This is a genomic window from Actinomycetes bacterium (genome assembly GCA_036510875.1).
Lineage (GTDB): Bacteria > Actinomycetota > Actinomycetes > Prado026 > Prado026 > DATCDE01.
The window spans coordinates 1-14,654 of record DATCDE010000078.1 but is presented as its reverse complement, the minus strand read 5'-3'; the positions used below and the strand labels follow the sequence as shown (position 1 = coordinate 14,654).

Here is a 14,654-nt window from a genome sequence, read left to right as displayed (position 1 = left end):
GGGCCCGCCGGCGCCGCGCCAGACCCACTGCACTCCCGGCCAGCACGACGCCCACGCCCGCCAGCAGCGGGACTGTGGCACGCGTCGTCAGCGGTCGGGCCGCCGGACGGGCCGCCGGACGGGTCGCCGGACGGGTCGCCGCCCGGAGCCACCAGGTCTGGTCCGCCGCGGGCCACCGGGGGTGCGCCGCCGCCGGGCGTGGCCGCGCCTGAGCCCGCGGTCGAGAACGGCAGCAGCCGCACCCGCGTCGGCCCGAGCAGGGTGAGCGGGTCCAGGTACGTCGTCCCCCGCAACAGGCCCCAGTGCAGGCAGGCGCGCCCATCGCAGTGCACGACCGCTGGCTCCAGGACGCCGATCGGCTCCCCGGCTGCCACCTGGTCGCCCACCGAGACGGTCGCGGTGACCGGCTCGTAGGTGGTGGGCAGCGCCCCGTGCACCACGACGACCACGCCCCGCCCGGCCAGGGGCCCGGCGAAGCCCACCTGCCCCGCACCGGCGGCCCCGACCACGGCCCCCGCGACCGCCAGCAGGTCGACACCTCGGTGCCGCCAGCCAGGGCTGGTCCGGCGGGTCGAAGCGGCCGACCACGGCGACCGGCACCGGTGGGACCCAGGTGTCGGCCGCGGCGGACCCGCCGCCCCAGCCGGCCACCGCGGCCAGCAGGGCCGTGCCGACCGCCCAGCCCCGCCAGCCCACCGCGAGACACCGGTGGACCGCCCGGTCCGTGTGCTGCGTCGTGCCGACCACGGTGGCGCAGCGCCGAGGCGAGGGGTGGGCCGCGCTCGTCGGCTGTGCACGGCGCCGGGCTGGGGACGGCGGCCTTCGCGGTTCGCTCCCGCCCTGCGTCGCGTAGACTGCTCCCCGACCGGCAGCCATGTCGGCCAAATTCGCACGCCCTCCCGCGGGCCAGCACGGCCGCGGGCGGCCGCTCGGTCCCTCGCCCGCGGGGGAACCGGCCGCGAGCAGGGCGTCAGGGGCACCCGGGCACCCGCCCGGATGCTGGAACCGAGCCTGCGCCCGTCCGGGCGCGTGAGGAGTGCCACGGCCATGGCCGTCGTCACCATGAAGCAGCTGCTCGAGAGCGGCGTCCACTTCGGGCACCAGACCCGCCGGTGGAACCCGAAGATGAAGCGGTTCATCTTCACCGAGCGCAACGGCATCTACATCATCGACCTGCAGCAGTCGCTGTCCTACATCGACCGCGCGTACGACTTCATCAAGGAGACGGTCGCGCACGGCGGGTCGGTCATGTTCATCGGCACTAAGAAGCAGGCCCAGGAGGCCATCGCCGACCAGGCCACCCGGGTCGGCATGCCCTACGTGAACCAGCGCTGGCTGGGCGGCATGCTCACCAACTTCTCCACCGTGCACAAGCGGCTGCAGCGGCTCAAGGAGCTCGAGGTCATCGACTTCGACGACGTCTCCGGCTCCGGCATCACCAAGAAGGAGCTGCTCGTCCTCAAGCGCGAGAAGGACAAGCTGGAGAAGACCCTCGGCGGTATCCGCGACATGCAGCGGGTGCCGAGCGCGGTGTGGATCGTCGACACCAAGAAGGAGCACATCGCGATCGCCGAGGCCCGAAAGCTCGGCATCCCGGTGGTGGCGATCCTCGACACGAACTGCGACCCGGACGAGGTCGACTACCCGATCCCGGGCAACGACGACGCGATCCGCGCCGTCGGCCTGCTCACCCGCGTGGTTGCGGACGGCGTGGCGGAGGGCCTGATGGCCCGGGCCGGCGCCGCGACGGGCGACGCCAAGCCGGCCGGGGCCGACCTCGGCACCGACGAGCCGCTGGCGGACTGGGAGCGCGACCTGCTGGTCGGCTCCGAGCCGGCAGCAGAGCCGATTGCCGAGGCTAGCGCCGAGCCGGTTTCCGAGTCGGTCGCCGAGGCGACCCTCGAGGTCACCGAGGTCACCGAGGTCACCGAGGGCGACCGCACCCAGGCCTGACCCGTCGATCGCCCCGGCAGGGCAGTCGATCGCCTACGCGGCGATGCAACGAGCCCTGCCGGGTGCGGTCACGGCCGAGCACCATCCCCCTAGGCACGACGACACGAGACGAGAGAGCACCATGGCGAACTTCACCGCTGCCGACGTCAAACGGCTCCGCGACCTGACCGCGGCCGGGATGATGGACTGCAAGCGGGCCCTGGAGGAGACCGACGGCGACTTCGACAAGGCCGTCGAGATCCTGCGGGTCAAGGGAGCGAAGGACGTCGACAAGCGGGCCGGGCGGGTCGCCGCCAACGGCCTGGTCGCCGTCTCCGGCCCGGCGATCATCGAGCTCAACTGCGAGACCGACTTCGTCGCCAAGAACCAGGCGTTCCAGGACCTCGCGGCGCGCGTCGTCGCGCACGTCGAGGCGACCCGGCCGGCCGACGTCCCGGCCGCCCTGGCCTCCGTGCTCGACGACGGCGCCACGGTCCAGGAGGCGATCGAGGCACAGTCCTCGGTCATCGGTGAGAAGCTCGAGCTGCGCCGGCTGGCCGTGCTCGACGGTCAGGTGGCCACCTACCTGCACAAGAAGGACCCGGCGCTGCCCCCGCAGGTCGGCGTCCTCCTCCAGTACGCCGGTGACGGCGACCAGGCGGCCGAGGTGGCCCGCGGGGCGGCCATGCAGGTCGCGGCCATGCGCCCGCGGTACACCACCCGGGACGAGGTCCCCGAGGACCTCGTGTCCGGTGAGCGGCACATCGCCGAAGAGTCGGCCCGGGCCGAGGGCAAGCCGGAGCAGGCCATCGCCAAGATCGTCGAGGGCAAGGTCAACGCCTTCTTCAAGGACGCCGTCCTCACCGAGCAACCCTCGGTGCAGGACAGCAAGAAGACGGTCGCCCAGGTGCTGGCCGACGCCGGCGTCACGGTGAGCGGGTTCGCCCGGTTCGAGGTCGGCGCCAGCTGACCTCGACCGGCGGGCCGGAGCGGGCGGACCTGCCCCACGCCGACGACGAGTAGGGCAGACTGCCATCAGCCGACCAGCGAGGAGGCCCGGCCCGTGAAGGGACGAACCGCCGTGGAGCAGCCGCCGGATGTGGACCTCGTCACCCCCGGGCGGCCGCTGGTGGTGCAGCCCTCGCTCGAGGGCACCCTGCAGACCTGGTCCGGCCTGCCGGAGGGTGGCTTCTCCCGCGTCGTCCTGAAGCTGTCGGGGGAGGCCTTCGCCGGTGGCGGCAGCCTCGGGGTCGACCCCGACGTCGTGCACGCGGTGTCGCGGCAGATCGCCGACGTCGTCCGCGGCGGGATCCAGGTCGCCGTGGTCATCGGTGGCGGCAACTACTTCCGCGGGGCCCAGCTGTCCGAGCGGGGCATGGACCGCTCCCGGGCCGACTACATGGGCATGCTCGGCACCGTGATGAACTGCCTGGCGCTGCAGGACTTCCTGGAGAAGGAGGGGGTCGAGACCCGGGTGCAGACGGCGATCGCCATGGGACAGGTGGCCGAGCCCTACATCCCGCGGCGGGCGATCCGGCACCTGGAGAAGGGCCGGGTCGTCATCTTCGGCGCCGGCCTCGGCGCCCCGTTCTTCTCCACCGACACCACCGCGGCCCAGCGGGCGCTGGAGATCGGCGCCGAGGTGGTGCTCATGGCCAAGGGAGTGGACGGTGTCTACGACAGCGACCCGCGGAAGAACCCGAACGCCACGCGGTTCGAGCGGCTGACCCACGCGGAGGTGCTGAACCGCGGCCTGAAGGTGGCCGACGCGACGGCGATCAGCCTCTGCCAGGACAACAACCTGCCCATCGTGGTCTTCAACCTGCTCGTCGAGGGCAACATCGCGCGCGCCGTCCGCGGTGAGAGGATCGGAACGCTCGTCTCGAGCGACCAGACCGCCTAGGGAGACATCGACCGTGATCGACGACACCATCCTCGAGGCCGAGGAGAAGATGGAGAAGGCCGTCTCGGTGGCCAGGGAGGACCTCGCCACCATCCGCACCGGCCGGGCTCACCCGTCGATGTTCAACAAGGTGCACGCCGACTACTACGGCGCGCCCACCCCGCTGAACCAGCTGGTCTCGTTCCACGTGGCGGACGCCCACATGGTCGTCATCACGCCCTACGACAAGGGCGCGCTGAACGCGGTGGAGAAGGCGATCCGGGACAGCGACCTGGGCGTCAACCCCTCCAACGACGGCGTCGTCATCCGGGTGGTCATCCCGCAGCTGACCGAGGAGCGGCGCCGCGAGTACATCAAGGTCGCCAAGCACAAGTCGGAGGAGGCCAAGATCTCCGTCCGCAACATCCGCCGGCACGCCATGGACTCCCTCGACAAGCTGGTCAAGGACGGCGAGAGCGGCGAGGACGATGTCCGCCGGGCGGAGAAGTCGCTGGAGGACCTCACGCACGCCTACGTGGCCCAGATCGACGAGCTGCTCAAGATCAAGGAGGCCGAGCTGCTCGAGGTGTGACGCGCCCACCCGACTGCGAGGACGCCGAATGACCCCTCACCTGCCGTGCTCGACGACGTGACCACGTCGTCCGGGGCCAGGCAGCCGGCTGGCCATGACCACGGCAGTCACGGCGGGCACGCCGCGTCCCGACCGGAGTCGTCGGAGCCCGCGAAGCCCCCGAAGGCCGGTCGCAACCTGCCGGCCGCGATTGCGGTCGGGCTGGTGCTGGCCGGCTCGGTGGTCGGGACCCTCTACACCGTCCGGTGGCTGTTCGTGGTGGTCGCGGTGGCTGCGGTGCTGATGTCGGTCTGGGAGCTGCGGCACGCGATCGCCAGTGCAGGGGCCGAGCCGCCGCTGGTCCCGCTGCTGGTCGGCACGGTCGCGATCATCGTGGCCGCCTACGTCGGCGGCGCGGCCGCCCTCGGGGTGGCCTTCGGACTCACCGTGCTGGTGCTCGTGCTGTGGCGGCTCACCGGCCCGGTCGAGGGGTCGGTCGTCGACGTCTCATCCTCGGTCTGGATCGCCGGCTACCTGCCGCTCATGGCCGGATTCGTCATGCTCATGCTGGCGCAGTCGCAGGGATCGGACCGGATCATCGTGTTCATCCTCACCACGATCTGCAGCGACATCGGCGGCTACGCGGTGGGCGTGCTGTTCGGCCGGCACCCGATGGCCCCGCGGATCAGCCCGAAGAAGTCCTGGGAGGGCTTCGCCGGGTCCTTGGTCGCCTGCGTGCTCGCCGCGTCGCTGTCCGGCCGCTGGCTGCTCGGGATGCAGTGGTGGCAGGGCGCGGTCCTCGGCTTGGCCATCGTGCTCACCGCCACCCTCGGGGACCTGGCTGAGTCGATGGTCAAGCGGGACCTCGGCATCAAGGACATGGGCAACCTGCTCCCGGGGCACGGCGGGATGCTTGACCGGCTGGACTCGCTGATCCCCAGCGCGCCGGTGGCCTTCCTGCTGCTCACCGTCTTCGTCGGTGGTTGAGCGGCATACCCCTAGGGGCATAGTGGAGACCCCGGAAAGGAGTTGACCACACCATGGCCCCGTCCAGCCCCACCGACCGTCAGCACAAGGTCCTGGTCTTCACCACGCCGACCTGTTCCTGGTGCCAGCGGGCGAAGACCTACCTGCGTCAGCAGAACGTCCGGTTCCGGGAGATCGACGTGAGCCGGGACGCCGCCGCCGCGCGGGACCTGGTCCGGCGCACCGGGCAGACCGGCGTCCCCGTGATCGAGATCGACGGGCGGCCGATCGTGGGCTTTGACCGGCCCAAGATCGACCGACTGCTCGGCCTCAAGGCAAGCCACTGACCCGTTCCACCCAGCCCAAGACACATCGAGAGGAACAGCACACCCATGTCGGAGACGGTCCAGCCCCTCGGCGCTCGCGTGCTCGTCAAGCTGATCGAGGAGGAGAGCTACACCCCGAGCGGGCTCGCCCTGCCGGACACCGCCAAGGACAAGCCGCAGCGCAGCGAGGTCGTCGCCGTGGGCGACGACGAGGAGATCAAGGTTGCGGTGGGCGACCGGGTGTTCTTCGCCCGCTACACCGGCACCGAGGGGCGCCTGGAGAACCAGGACTACCTGATCCTGGAGGCCGCTGACCTGCTGGCCGTGCGGCGCACGACCGGCGCCGCTGCCAGCGCCGCCTGAGCCACCCCCGCGGGTTCCGGGCGTCGCGGTCCTGCGAACCCGTCGACCCCGTCGGCCGCCCGGTCTCCTCCGAGCCGGGGCGGCCGGCGGGGTCTTTCCACGTCCGCCGCGCCATTTCTCGCGTGCCACACTGATGGGTGACCATGCCTTCCCCTGGAGTCCTCACCTTCGCCGCGCCGCGCCGGGCCAAGCCGCCGCGGCACCTCGCCGACCTCACGCCCGCTGAGCGCCGGGCCGCCGTCACCGAGCTGGGGGAGAAGCCGTTCCGGGCCGACCAGATCTCCCGGCACTACTTCGCCCGGCTCAGCCAGGACGCCGGCGCGTGGACCGACGTCCCCGCGGCGTCCAGGGAACGGCTCGCCACGGCGCTCGCCCCCAGCCTGCTCACGCCGGTGCGCGCGATCTCCTGCGACGCCGGGACGACGGTGAAGTCGCTGTGGCGGCTGTTCGACGGCGCTCTCGTCGAGAGCGTGCTGATGCGCTACCCCAACCGGGTAACCATGTGCGTCTCGTCGCAGGCCGGCTGCGGCATGAACTGCCCGTTCTGCGCCACCGGTCAGGCCGGGCTGACCCGCAACCTGTCCACCGCCGAGATCGTCGAGCAGGTCGTCGACGGCGCCCGAGTGCTGGCACGGGGCGAGGTGCCCGGCGGGCCCGGCCGAGTGAGCAACGTCGTGTTCATGGGCATGGGCGAGCCGCTGGCCAACTACAACGCGGTCATCGGTGCGGTCCGCCGGCTCACCGACCCGGCCCCCGACGGGCTGGGCATGTCCGCCCGCGGCATCACCGTGTCCACCGTGGGTCTGGTGCCGCGGATGCGGCAGCTGGCCGACGAGGGGCTACCGGTGACGCTCGCTGTGTCGCTGCACGCGCCGGACGACGAGCTGCGGAACACCTTGGTCCCGGTGAACACCCGCTGGAAGGTCGACGAGGTGCTGGACGCCGCCTGGCACTACGCCGAGGTGACGCGCCGGAGGATCTCCATCGAGTACGCGCTGATCAAGGATGTCAACGACCAGGCTTGGCGGGCCGACCTGTTGGGCCGCCGGCTGCGCAGGAAGCTGGTGCACGTCAACCTGATCCCGCTCAACCCCACGCCGGGGTCGGAATGGACGGCGTCCCGGCCGGAGGACGAGAAGGAGTTCGTCCGGCGGCTGGAGGCGCATGGCATCCAGGTGACCGTGCGGGACACCCGCGGCCGCGAGATCGACGGGGCCTGCGGGCAGCTGGCAGCCGTCGAGCGGTAGGTTCCGCGCGCCTGCGCGCTCTGGGTCCCTCGTTCTGGCAGCGTGAATGCGCGTGAGCGAGGGAGCGGGGAAACGGCGCGCAGCGACTCGGTTGGCGATCCAGTCCGCCGCGCGGATCGTGCTGACCGTGGTCCTCGTGCTCGGCCTCTACTTCGTGGCCCCCCTGGGTCGCGACACGGGGGCCGCCGGCTGGGTCACGGTGGGCGTGGGGCTGTGCGCCATCGGTGTGGTGGTGGTGTTCCAGGGGCGCCGCATCATGCGGTCCGAGCGCCCCGTCGTGCAGGCGGCCGAGGCGCTCACCCTGACCTGGCTGCTGTTCGTGACCCTGTTCGCGAGCACCTACTACACGCTCCAGTCCGGGCAGCCTGCCTCCTTCGGCACTGAGCTGACCAAGCTGGACTCGCTGTACTTCACGGTGACGGTCTTCGCCACGGTGGGCTTCGGGGACATCGCCCCGTTGAGCCAGCTGGCCAGGGGCCTCGTCACCGCGCAGATGGTGGGGGACCTGGTCTTCATCGGGGTGGCGATCCGCGTGCTCATGGAGGTCACCAAGCGAGCGGTGTCGCGTCGGGAGTTGGAGCGGCGGTAGCCACCTTGGTGGTGGGGCGGATTGGATACAGTATCCGACATGACGGATGCGTCCCTGGCCGGTGTCGTGGTGGCGGACTTCAGCCGGGTGTTGGCCGGCCCCTACGCCACGATGCTGCTGGCCGACCTCGGCGCCGAGGTGGTCAAGGTCGAGCGGCCGGGCGTCGGCGACGACACCAGGGCCTGGGGGCCGCCCTGGACGGAGTCCGGGGAGGCCACGTACTTCCTCGGCGTCAACCGCAACAAGCGGTCGGTGGCGCTCGACCTGAAGACGGCCGACGGACGCGCTGCTGCGCGACGGCTGGCCGCGCGGGCGGACGTCGTCATCGAGAACTTCCCGCCGGGGACGATGGAGCGGCTGGGACTGGGGTACGACGACGTGACGGCGCTCAACCCGTCCGTGGTCTACGCGTCGGTCACCGGTTTCGGTCGCGGGGGCGGGGCGGAGCTGCCAGGGTACGACCTGCTGGTGCAAGCCGTCGGCGGGCTGATGAGCGTCACCGGGCCCGGCCCGGGGGAGCCCACGAAGGTCGGGGTGGCGCTGGTCGACGTTGTGACCGGCCTGCACGCGACGATCGGAATCCTGGCCGCGCTGCGGCACCGGCAGCGCACCGGCGAGGGGCAGCGGGTGGAGGTCAACCTGTTGTCCTCGCTGCTGTCCGCGCTGGTCAACCAGGCGTCCGGGTACGTGGCGGCGGGGGTGGTACCCGGGATCATGGGCAACCGGCACCCGTCGATCGCGCCGTACGAGGTGCTCGACACCGCGGACCGGCCGCTGGCGCTGGCCGTGGGCAATGACAAGCAGTTCGCCGCGCTGGCCGGCGTCCTGGGCCGGTCGGAGCTGGCCACCGACCCGCGGTTCGCGACGAACCCGAGCCGGGTCGCGCACCGGGACGCGCTGGCCGCGGAGTTGACCACCGCCTTGGCCGCCCGGCCGGCCGAGGAGTGGGCGGCCCTGCTCGCCGACGCCGGGGTGCCGTGCGGCCCGATCAACGACGTGGGCGACGCGATGGCGCTGGCCGAGCGGCTCGGGCTGGCACCGGTCGTCACCGTGGACGGCGTCCCGACCGTGGCCGACCCGATCGGGCTGTCGGCAACCCCGGTGCGCTACCTGCTGCCGCCCCCGGCACTGGGTGCCCACACCGACGAGGTGCTGAGGGAGTTTCGATGAGCGTCCACTCGGCTGAGGACTTCCAGCGTCCGCCCACCGCCCAGGAGGCCGTGCTCGAGGCGCTGCGCCGGGCCATCGTGACGGGGGAGCTGGCACCTGGCCAGCAGATCCGACAAGAGGCGCTGGCCGAGGCGTATGGAGTCTCCCGGGTGCCGCTGCGGGAGGCGCTGAAGATCCTCGAGGGAGAGGGGCAGGTCACCTACGAGCCGCACCGCGGCTACTTCGTGACCGAGCTGTCGGTCACCGACTTGATCGAGGTGTACCGGATCCGCGCCCTGCTGGAGTCGGAGGCGGTGCGGGTCGGCGTGCCCCGGCTGAGCGAGGAGGACGTCGAGCGGGCCGCGGAGGCGGTGGCCGACTGCGAGGCGGCCGCGGCGCGCGGGGACCTGACCGCCATGACGGCTGCGAACCGGCGGCTGCACTTCGGCCTGGTCGAGGCGGCCCGGATGCCGCGGCTGGCCCGACTGGTCCGGGTGCTGTGGGACGCGACCGACACCTACCGCTCGGTCTACTACGGCGACGGCGCGAACCGGGACGCCGTGAACGCCGAGCACCGGGCGGTGCTCGACGCAGTGCGGCGCCGGGACGTGGAGGAGGTGGTCCGGCTGCTCGACGCCCACCGCGAGCACGCCGTGGACCACCTGCGCTCGATCCTGCCCACCTGACCGCGCGTGTCCCTCGGGACCTTCGACTCTGGTCCACCCGCCGGCTGGCTGGTCCCTTCCGGCAGGAGCAGACCCACTCAGGAGGCGATCGCGTGACTCAGTACCTCATGGACCCGCTCGGCCCGGTCGGCGCGGCGACGCGCTGCCCTGACTGCGGGAGCAGCCACACCACATGGGTGGACCCCGGCGTCCAGGACAACCTGCTGTGCAAGACGTGCGGCGTGTGCTGGCACGAGGAGAACGGCCACAACGCGCAGGTCGGCGTCGTGGCGTGCCCGGGCTGTGAGCACCGCGACGTCTGCGTCGCCGCCCGCGGGTAGGCGGGCGGGGGTCAGCGGTAGGCGGGCAGGCCGGTGAGTGCCTGGCCCACCACCAGGGTGTGGATCTCGCTGGTGCCCTCGTAGGTCAGCACCGACTCGAGGTTGTTGGCGTGCCGCAGCGGCGAGTACTCGGTGGTGATCCCGCTGCCACCCAAGATCGTGCGCGCCTCCCTGGCGATGCGCAGCGCCTCCCGCACGTTGTTCAGCTTGCCGACGCTCACCATCTGCGGGGTGATCTGCCCGGCGTCCTTGAGCCGGCCCAGGTGCAGCGCCAGCAGGTAGCCCTTCTGCAGCTCCAGCGCCATGTCGGCCAGCTTCTGCTGGGTCAGCTGGAAGCCGGCGATCGGCCGGTCGAACTGCTCGCGGGCCAAGGCGTAGTCGATGGCCGCCTGCAGGCTGTCCCGCGCCGCCCCCATGACGCCGAACACGATGCCGAACCGTGCCTCGCTGAGGCACCCGAGCGGCCCGGCCAGGCCCCGTGCCCCGGGCAGCATCGCCGACTCCGGCAGCCGCACGCCGTTGAGCACCAGCTCGCTGGTCACCGACGCCCGCAGCGAGAGCTTGTGCTTGACCGTGTTCGCGGCGAACCCGGGGGTGCCGGTCGGGACGACGAAGCCGCGGATTCCCTCGTCGGTGCGTGCCCACACGACGGCGACGTCCGAGATCGAGCCGTTGGTGATCCACATCTTGGTCCCGTTGAGCACCCAGTCCGCGCCGTCCCGCTTGGCGGTGGTGCGCATCCCCGCGGGGTTGGAGCCGAAGTCCGGCTCGGTCAGCCCAAAGCAGCCGACCGCCTCGCCGGCCGCCATCCGCGGCAGCCACTCCAGCTTCTGCTCCTCGCTGCCGTAGTGGTGGATCGCGAACATGGCCAGCGATCCCTGCACCGACACCAGTGACCGGACGCCGGAGTCCACCGCCTCCAGCTCCAGGGCGGCCAGCCCGTAGGCGATCGCACTGGTCCCCGGGCAGCCGTAGCCCTCCAGGTGCATGCCGAGCAGGCCCAGCTGACCGAAGCCATGGGCCAGCTCGCGGGCCGGCAGCTCGCCGGACTCGAACCACTCCGCGATGTGCGGACGCACCTCGGAGTCGAGGTAGCGGCGGACCGTGCCGCGGATCTCGCGCTCCTCCTCCGACAGCAGCGAGTCGGCGGCGATCAGGTCGAGGGGGGCAACCGGGCTGTCGGCCATCGAGCACTCCAAGGGCGGTCTGGATATTGGATCCAATCGTAGGGATGACGACCGCGGAGGGCAAGCAGGGCGGGGACGCCGCCGGGGCACCGGAGACCGCGCCCTAGGCTGACCTGATGGTGACCATGGGGTGGCTGGTTCGCGAGTACCACGACGACGACCTCGAGGCGGTCGTCCACCTGTGGGACGCCACGGGCGACCTGGGGCAGAGCTCGGTGTTCTCGGTCGGCGAGTGCATCGCGGCGCTGCGCGCCAACGAGCCGGCCGTCGTCGCGGTGAGCGCCGGCCGGATCGTGGGGACGGCGCTGGCCACCATCAGCGGCGAGCGCGGCTGGGTGATGCGGATCGCCGCAGCGCCGGACTGCCGCGGCCAGGGGCTGGTCAGCCGGCTGCTGCTGGAGCTCGAGCGGCTGCTTGTCGAGCTGCACGTGCGCCGCATCTCCTACGTGCTGCCCGAGGAGGAGCAGCTGGCCGAGGGCCTGGACAAGGCCGGCTACGGCCGCCGTCCGGCCGTCGCCTACTTCGAGAAGATCGAGGCGCTCGCCCCCGGGGAGGCCACCACCCTGGACGCGCTCGGCGGCCGGGTGCTGCCGGCCGGGCTGTGGGACCGGATGGCCGGCATGGAGCGGGAGAAGGAGCTCATCGAACGGCGGATCATCCTGCCGCTGGCCGAGCCGGAGCGGGCCGCCGCCCACGGCGTCGTCCCACCGCGGGCCGCGGTGCTGTTCGGGCCGCCGGGCACCGGCAAGACGACGTTCGCCCGCGGCATCGCGTCCCGCCTGGGCTGGCCGTTCGTGGAGATCTTCCCGTCCCGGCTGGCCGCCGACGCCGCCGGCCTAGCCGCCGCGCTGCGCGAGGTCTTCACCCGGGTCGCCGACCTCGAGCGAGTGCTGGTCTTCATCGACGAGGTGGAGGAGATCGCCGCGCTGCGCGACGGGCTGCCCACCTCGCCGGCGCACGGCGTGACCAACGAGCTGCTCAAGCTGATCCCGACCTTCCGGGAGCGGGACACCCGGCTGCTGGTCTGCGCCACGAACTCGGTGCGTTCGCTGGACTCGGCGTTCCTGCGCCCGGCCGCTTCGACTACCTGGTCCCCGTCGGCCCGCCGGACGCGGCCGCGCGCCGGGCCATCTGGAGCCGCTACACCTCCGCCGCCGGCCGTGACGACCTCGACCTGGACGTACTGGTGGCGGCCAGCGAGACGCTCACCCCGGCGGACATCGAGTACGCGGCCCGAGTCGCGGCGCAGGCCGCGTTCGAGCGCGAGCTGGTGGCCGGCGAGACCGTCGAGCAGCCGGGTGCCTCCACCCAGGACTACCTGGACTCCGCCCGTCAGGTGCGCCCGACCGTGACCGCCGAGATGGTCCGCGAGTTCCAGGAGGACATCGAGCGGTTCGCCCGGCTCTGACCCGCCCCTGCCCGCCGGGCCGGCGCGCCGTCCCCTACGCTGACGCCCGTGTCCGAGCGACCCCTCACCGTGCTGTTCCTGCCAGAGTCGGCCTACGGGCCCACGAACAACTGCGTCGGCATCGCCGACGTCCTGCGGAGGCGGGGCCACCGGGTGGTGTTCGCGGCCGAGGCGTCCTGGGCCGGTCGGCTCGAGCCGCTGGGCTTCGTCGAGGACCTCGTCGACCTCGCACCGCCCCTCGAACCGGGAGCCGGGGGACAGGACGCCGGACAGTTCTGGAAGGACTTCATCCGGGACACCGCACCGGAGTTCCGCCGTCCCACGGTCGAGCAGCTCGAGTCGTTCATGGTGCCCACCTGGCAGGCGCTCATCGACGGCGCCCGGTACTGCGAGCCGCAGCTGCGCGAGATCCTGCGGCGGCAGCAGCCGGACGTCGTCGTCGAGGACAACGTGGTGGCCTTCCCCGCGCTGATGACCTGCGGGGCGCCGTTCGTGCGGATCGTGTCCTGCAACCCGCTGGAGGTGGGCGGGCGGGACGTTCCGCCGGCCTACTCCGGGCTGCCGTCGGACGACGCCAGCGAATGGGCGTCGTTCCGGGCCGAGTACGACCGCACCCACCGGCCGATGTGGGCCGAGTTCAACGACTTCGTGCAGGCCAACGGGGCGCCGCCGCTGCCGGAGCTGGAGTTCGTCCACACTTCCGAGCACGCGAACCTGTACGTGTTCCCGCAGGTCGTCGACTACACCGAGCGGCGACCGCTGGACCCGACCTGGCACCGGCTGGAGTCCTCGGTGCGGGCGACCGAGCAGCCGGTGGAGCTGCCGGCGGACTTCCTGGACCCCCCCGAGGGCAGCGCCCTGGTCTACCTGTCCCTCGGCTCGCTCGGCTCGGCGGACGTCGACCTGATGCGCCGGCTGGTGTCGGTGCTCGCGGCCACGCCGCACCGGTACGTCGTGTCCATGGGCCCGCAGCACTTCGAGTACGAGCTGGCCGAGAACATGTGGGGCGCGGAGTTCCTGCCGCAGACGACGATCCTGCCGCTGGTCGACCTGGTGATCACCCACGGCGGCAACAACACGACCACCGAGGCGTTCCACTTCGGCAAGCCGATGGTCGTGCTCCCGCTGTTCTGGGACCAGTACGACAACGCTCAGCGGGTGCACGAGACCGGCTTCGGCGTGCGGCTGGCCACTTACGACTTCACCGACGCCGAGCTCACCGGGGCGATCGACCGGCTGCTGGGCGACACGGCGCTGCGGCAGCGGATGGCCGAGGAGGCGCAGCGGATCCGGGCCGCCGACGGGCGCACCGCGGCCGCCGACCTCATCGAGCAGGTCGCCCGCGCGGCCCGCGGGTGAGCCGACCGCACGACCTCGTCGACGCGGTGGCCGGGCTGGCCCCCGCAGCGGTGCTGCCGGAGCGCCGGGCCGGTGCGGCGGACCGGCTGCGGGCGCCGCTGCGCCTGGTCGATGCCCTGCCGCTGGGCGGCGCCCGGTGGTCCGCGCTGGTCGCCGACGACGCCGGTGCCTGGCTCGGCGTCCCGCTCCTGCGCGACGGCGCCGGCGTGCGGCGGGCGGTCGCCGGGGACGGCGTGTCCGCGGCGCTGCTCGAGGCGGTCGACGCGGCGGGGGGCGCGGTGAGCGCGGTGAGCGCGGTGGAGGGCAGCGGGTTCTCGCTGCACCGGCTGGCCGCGCAGGAGGGCGACCCGCCTGGACGCAGCGAACGCGCCCTCGCCGTCGACCAGACCCACGACTCGGTCGTGGTCGGGGACACGGTCGTGGTCAAGTGGTCAGTGCACCTGTCCCTGGGGGCGGAGCGGCCCCCGGCGGTGCGGCTGCTCCGCCATCTCGCCGAGGTCGGGTTCGCCGGGATGCCGGCGCCCGTGGGCTGGGTCGACTGGCGCTCCCCGGAGGACCCGGGCACCGGTGCGCTGGTCGCCGTCCTGACCGCCTTCCTCCCGGGGGCGCGGGACGGCTGGGACTGGTACGTCGACGACCTGCTCGACCACCTGGCCGGCGGCCGGACCC

Annotated in this window: 16 protein-coding genes and 1 pseudogene; 15 read left to right on the top strand and 2 right to left on the bottom strand. The window is 72.4% G+C overall.

The window, feature by feature from the left end; all coding sequences use genetic code 11:
- Window positions 1-509, bottom strand: a 509-nt coding sequence (locus VIM19_04330; protein HEY5184136.1) for a peptidase, incomplete at its 3' end; no start/stop codon positions are given.
- Between the two features lie 538 nt (window positions 510-1,047).
- Here VIM19_04330 and rpsB point away from each other — a divergent pair.
- From rpsB to VIM19_04270, 12 genes are all read left to right on the top strand, one after another.
- A complete protein-coding gene (rpsB, locus tag VIM19_04325; GenBank protein HEY5184135.1) occupies window positions 1,048-1,953 on the top strand; it encodes a 30S ribosomal protein S2 in 906 nt (301 codons plus the stop codon).
- A gap of 121 nt (window positions 1,954-2,074) precedes the next feature.
- Entirely contained in the window at window positions 2,075-2,902 is an 828-nt protein-coding gene (gene tsf, locus VIM19_04320) for a translation elongation factor Ts (GenBank protein ID HEY5184134.1), read from the top strand.
- 186 nt (window positions 2,903-3,088) lie between these two features.
- Window positions 3,089-3,835 (top strand): UMP kinase, encoded by a 747-nt coding sequence (pyrH, locus tag VIM19_04315; protein ID HEY5184133.1) that lies wholly within the window; start codon window positions 3,089-3,091, stop codon window positions 3,833-3,835.
- 13 nt (window positions 3,836-3,848) lie between these two features.
- Window positions 3,849-4,406, top strand: coding sequence for a ribosome recycling factor (frr, locus tag VIM19_04310; GenBank protein HEY5184132.1), 558 nt, complete (start codon window positions 3,849-3,851; stop codon window positions 4,404-4,406).
- A gap of 45 nt (window positions 4,407-4,451) precedes the next feature.
- Complete coding sequence (locus VIM19_04305; GenBank protein ID HEY5184131.1) at window positions 4,452-5,372, top strand: phosphatidate cytidylyltransferase; 921 nt, start codon at window positions 4,452-4,454, stop codon at window positions 5,370-5,372.
- A gap of 53 nt (window positions 5,373-5,425) precedes the next feature.
- Window positions 5,426-5,698, top strand: coding sequence for a glutaredoxin domain-containing protein (locus VIM19_04300; protein ID HEY5184130.1), 273 nt, complete (start codon window positions 5,426-5,428; stop codon window positions 5,696-5,698).
- 45 nt (window positions 5,699-5,743) lie between these two features.
- Entirely contained in the window at window positions 5,744-6,040 is a 297-nt protein-coding gene (locus VIM19_04295) for a co-chaperone GroES (GenBank protein HEY5184129.1), read from the top strand.
- 143 nt (window positions 6,041-6,183) lie between these two features.
- Entirely contained in the window at window positions 6,184-7,287 is a 1,104-nt protein-coding gene (gene rlmN / locus VIM19_04290; protein HEY5184128.1) for a 23S rRNA (adenine(2503)-C(2))-methyltransferase RlmN, read from the top strand.
- A gap of 52 nt (window positions 7,288-7,339) precedes the next feature.
- Complete coding sequence (locus VIM19_04285) at window positions 7,340-7,876, top strand: potassium channel family protein (protein HEY5184127.1); 537 nt, start codon at window positions 7,340-7,342, stop codon at window positions 7,874-7,876.
- A 39-nt stretch (window positions 7,877-7,915) separates the two neighbouring features.
- Window positions 7,916-9,046, top strand: a complete 1,131-nt coding sequence (locus tag VIM19_04280; GenBank protein HEY5184126.1) for a CoA transferase — start codon at window positions 7,916-7,918, stop codon at window positions 9,044-9,046.
- Window positions 9,043-9,711: a GntR family transcriptional regulator gene (locus tag VIM19_04275; GenBank protein HEY5184125.1), complete on the top strand. Its 669-nt coding sequence runs from the start codon at window positions 9,043-9,045 to the stop codon at window positions 9,709-9,711. Before VIM19_04280 ends, VIM19_04275 begins: the two co-directional genes overlap by 4 nt.
- 92 nt (window positions 9,712-9,803) lie before the next feature.
- Entirely contained in the window at window positions 9,804-10,031 is a 228-nt protein-coding gene (locus VIM19_04270; GenBank protein HEY5184124.1) for a hypothetical protein, read from the top strand.
- Window positions 10,032-10,042: 11 nt separating this feature from the next.
- On the opposite strand, the gene VIM19_04265 is transcribed toward VIM19_04270, so the two are convergent.
- Window positions 10,043-11,218 carry an acyl-CoA dehydrogenase family protein gene (locus VIM19_04265; protein ID HEY5184123.1) on the bottom strand — a complete coding sequence of 392 codons (1,176 nt, stop codon included), beginning with the start codon at window positions 11,216-11,218 and terminating at the stop codon, window positions 10,043-10,045.
- Window positions 11,219-11,343: 125 nt separating this feature from the next.
- On the opposite strand from VIM19_04265, the pseudogene VIM19_04260 reads away from it, so the two are divergent.
- The 3 genes and pseudogenes from VIM19_04260 to VIM19_04250 all read left to right on the top strand — a co-directional run.
- A pseudogene (locus VIM19_04260) lies at window positions 11,344-12,626 on the top strand (GNAT family N-acetyltransferase).
- A 48-nt stretch (window positions 12,627-12,674) separates the two neighbouring features.
- Window positions 12,675-13,985, top strand: coding sequence for a nucleotide disphospho-sugar-binding domain-containing protein (locus tag VIM19_04255; GenBank protein ID HEY5184122.1), 1,311 nt, complete (start codon window positions 12,675-12,677; stop codon window positions 13,983-13,985).
- Window positions 13,982-14,654, top strand: a 673-nt coding sequence (locus VIM19_04250; GenBank protein HEY5184121.1) for a hypothetical protein, incomplete at its 3' end; no start/stop codon positions are given. The genes VIM19_04255 and VIM19_04250, both read left to right, overlap by 4 nt.

Coding starts and splice junctions, on each gene's coding strand:
- tsf (HEY5184134.1), top strand. CDS start 2,075: ATGGCGAACTTCACCGCTGCCGACGTCAAACGGCTCCGCGACCTGACC.
- VIM19_04295 (HEY5184129.1), top strand. CDS start 5,744: ATGTCGGAGACGGTCCAGCCCCTCGGCGCTCGCGTGCTCGTCAAGCTG.
- VIM19_04275 (HEY5184125.1), top strand. CDS start 9,043: ATGAGCGTCCACTCGGCTGAGGACTTCCAGCGTCCGCCCACCGCCCAG.
- rpsB (HEY5184135.1), top strand. CDS start 1,048: ATGGCCGTCGTCACCATGAAGCAGCTGCTCGAGAGCGGCGTCCACTTC.
- VIM19_04265 (HEY5184123.1), bottom strand. CDS start 11,218: ATGGCCGACAGCCCGGTTGCCCCCCTCGACCTGATCGCCGCCGACTCG.
- VIM19_04280 (HEY5184126.1), top strand. CDS start 7,916: ATGACGGATGCGTCCCTGGCCGGTGTCGTGGTGGCGGACTTCAGCCGG.
- rlmN (HEY5184128.1), top strand. CDS start 6,184: ATGCCTTCCCCTGGAGTCCTCACCTTCGCCGCGCCGCGCCGGGCCAAG.
- VIM19_04300 (HEY5184130.1), top strand. CDS start 5,426: ATGGCCCCGTCCAGCCCCACCGACCGTCAGCACAAGGTCCTGGTCTTC.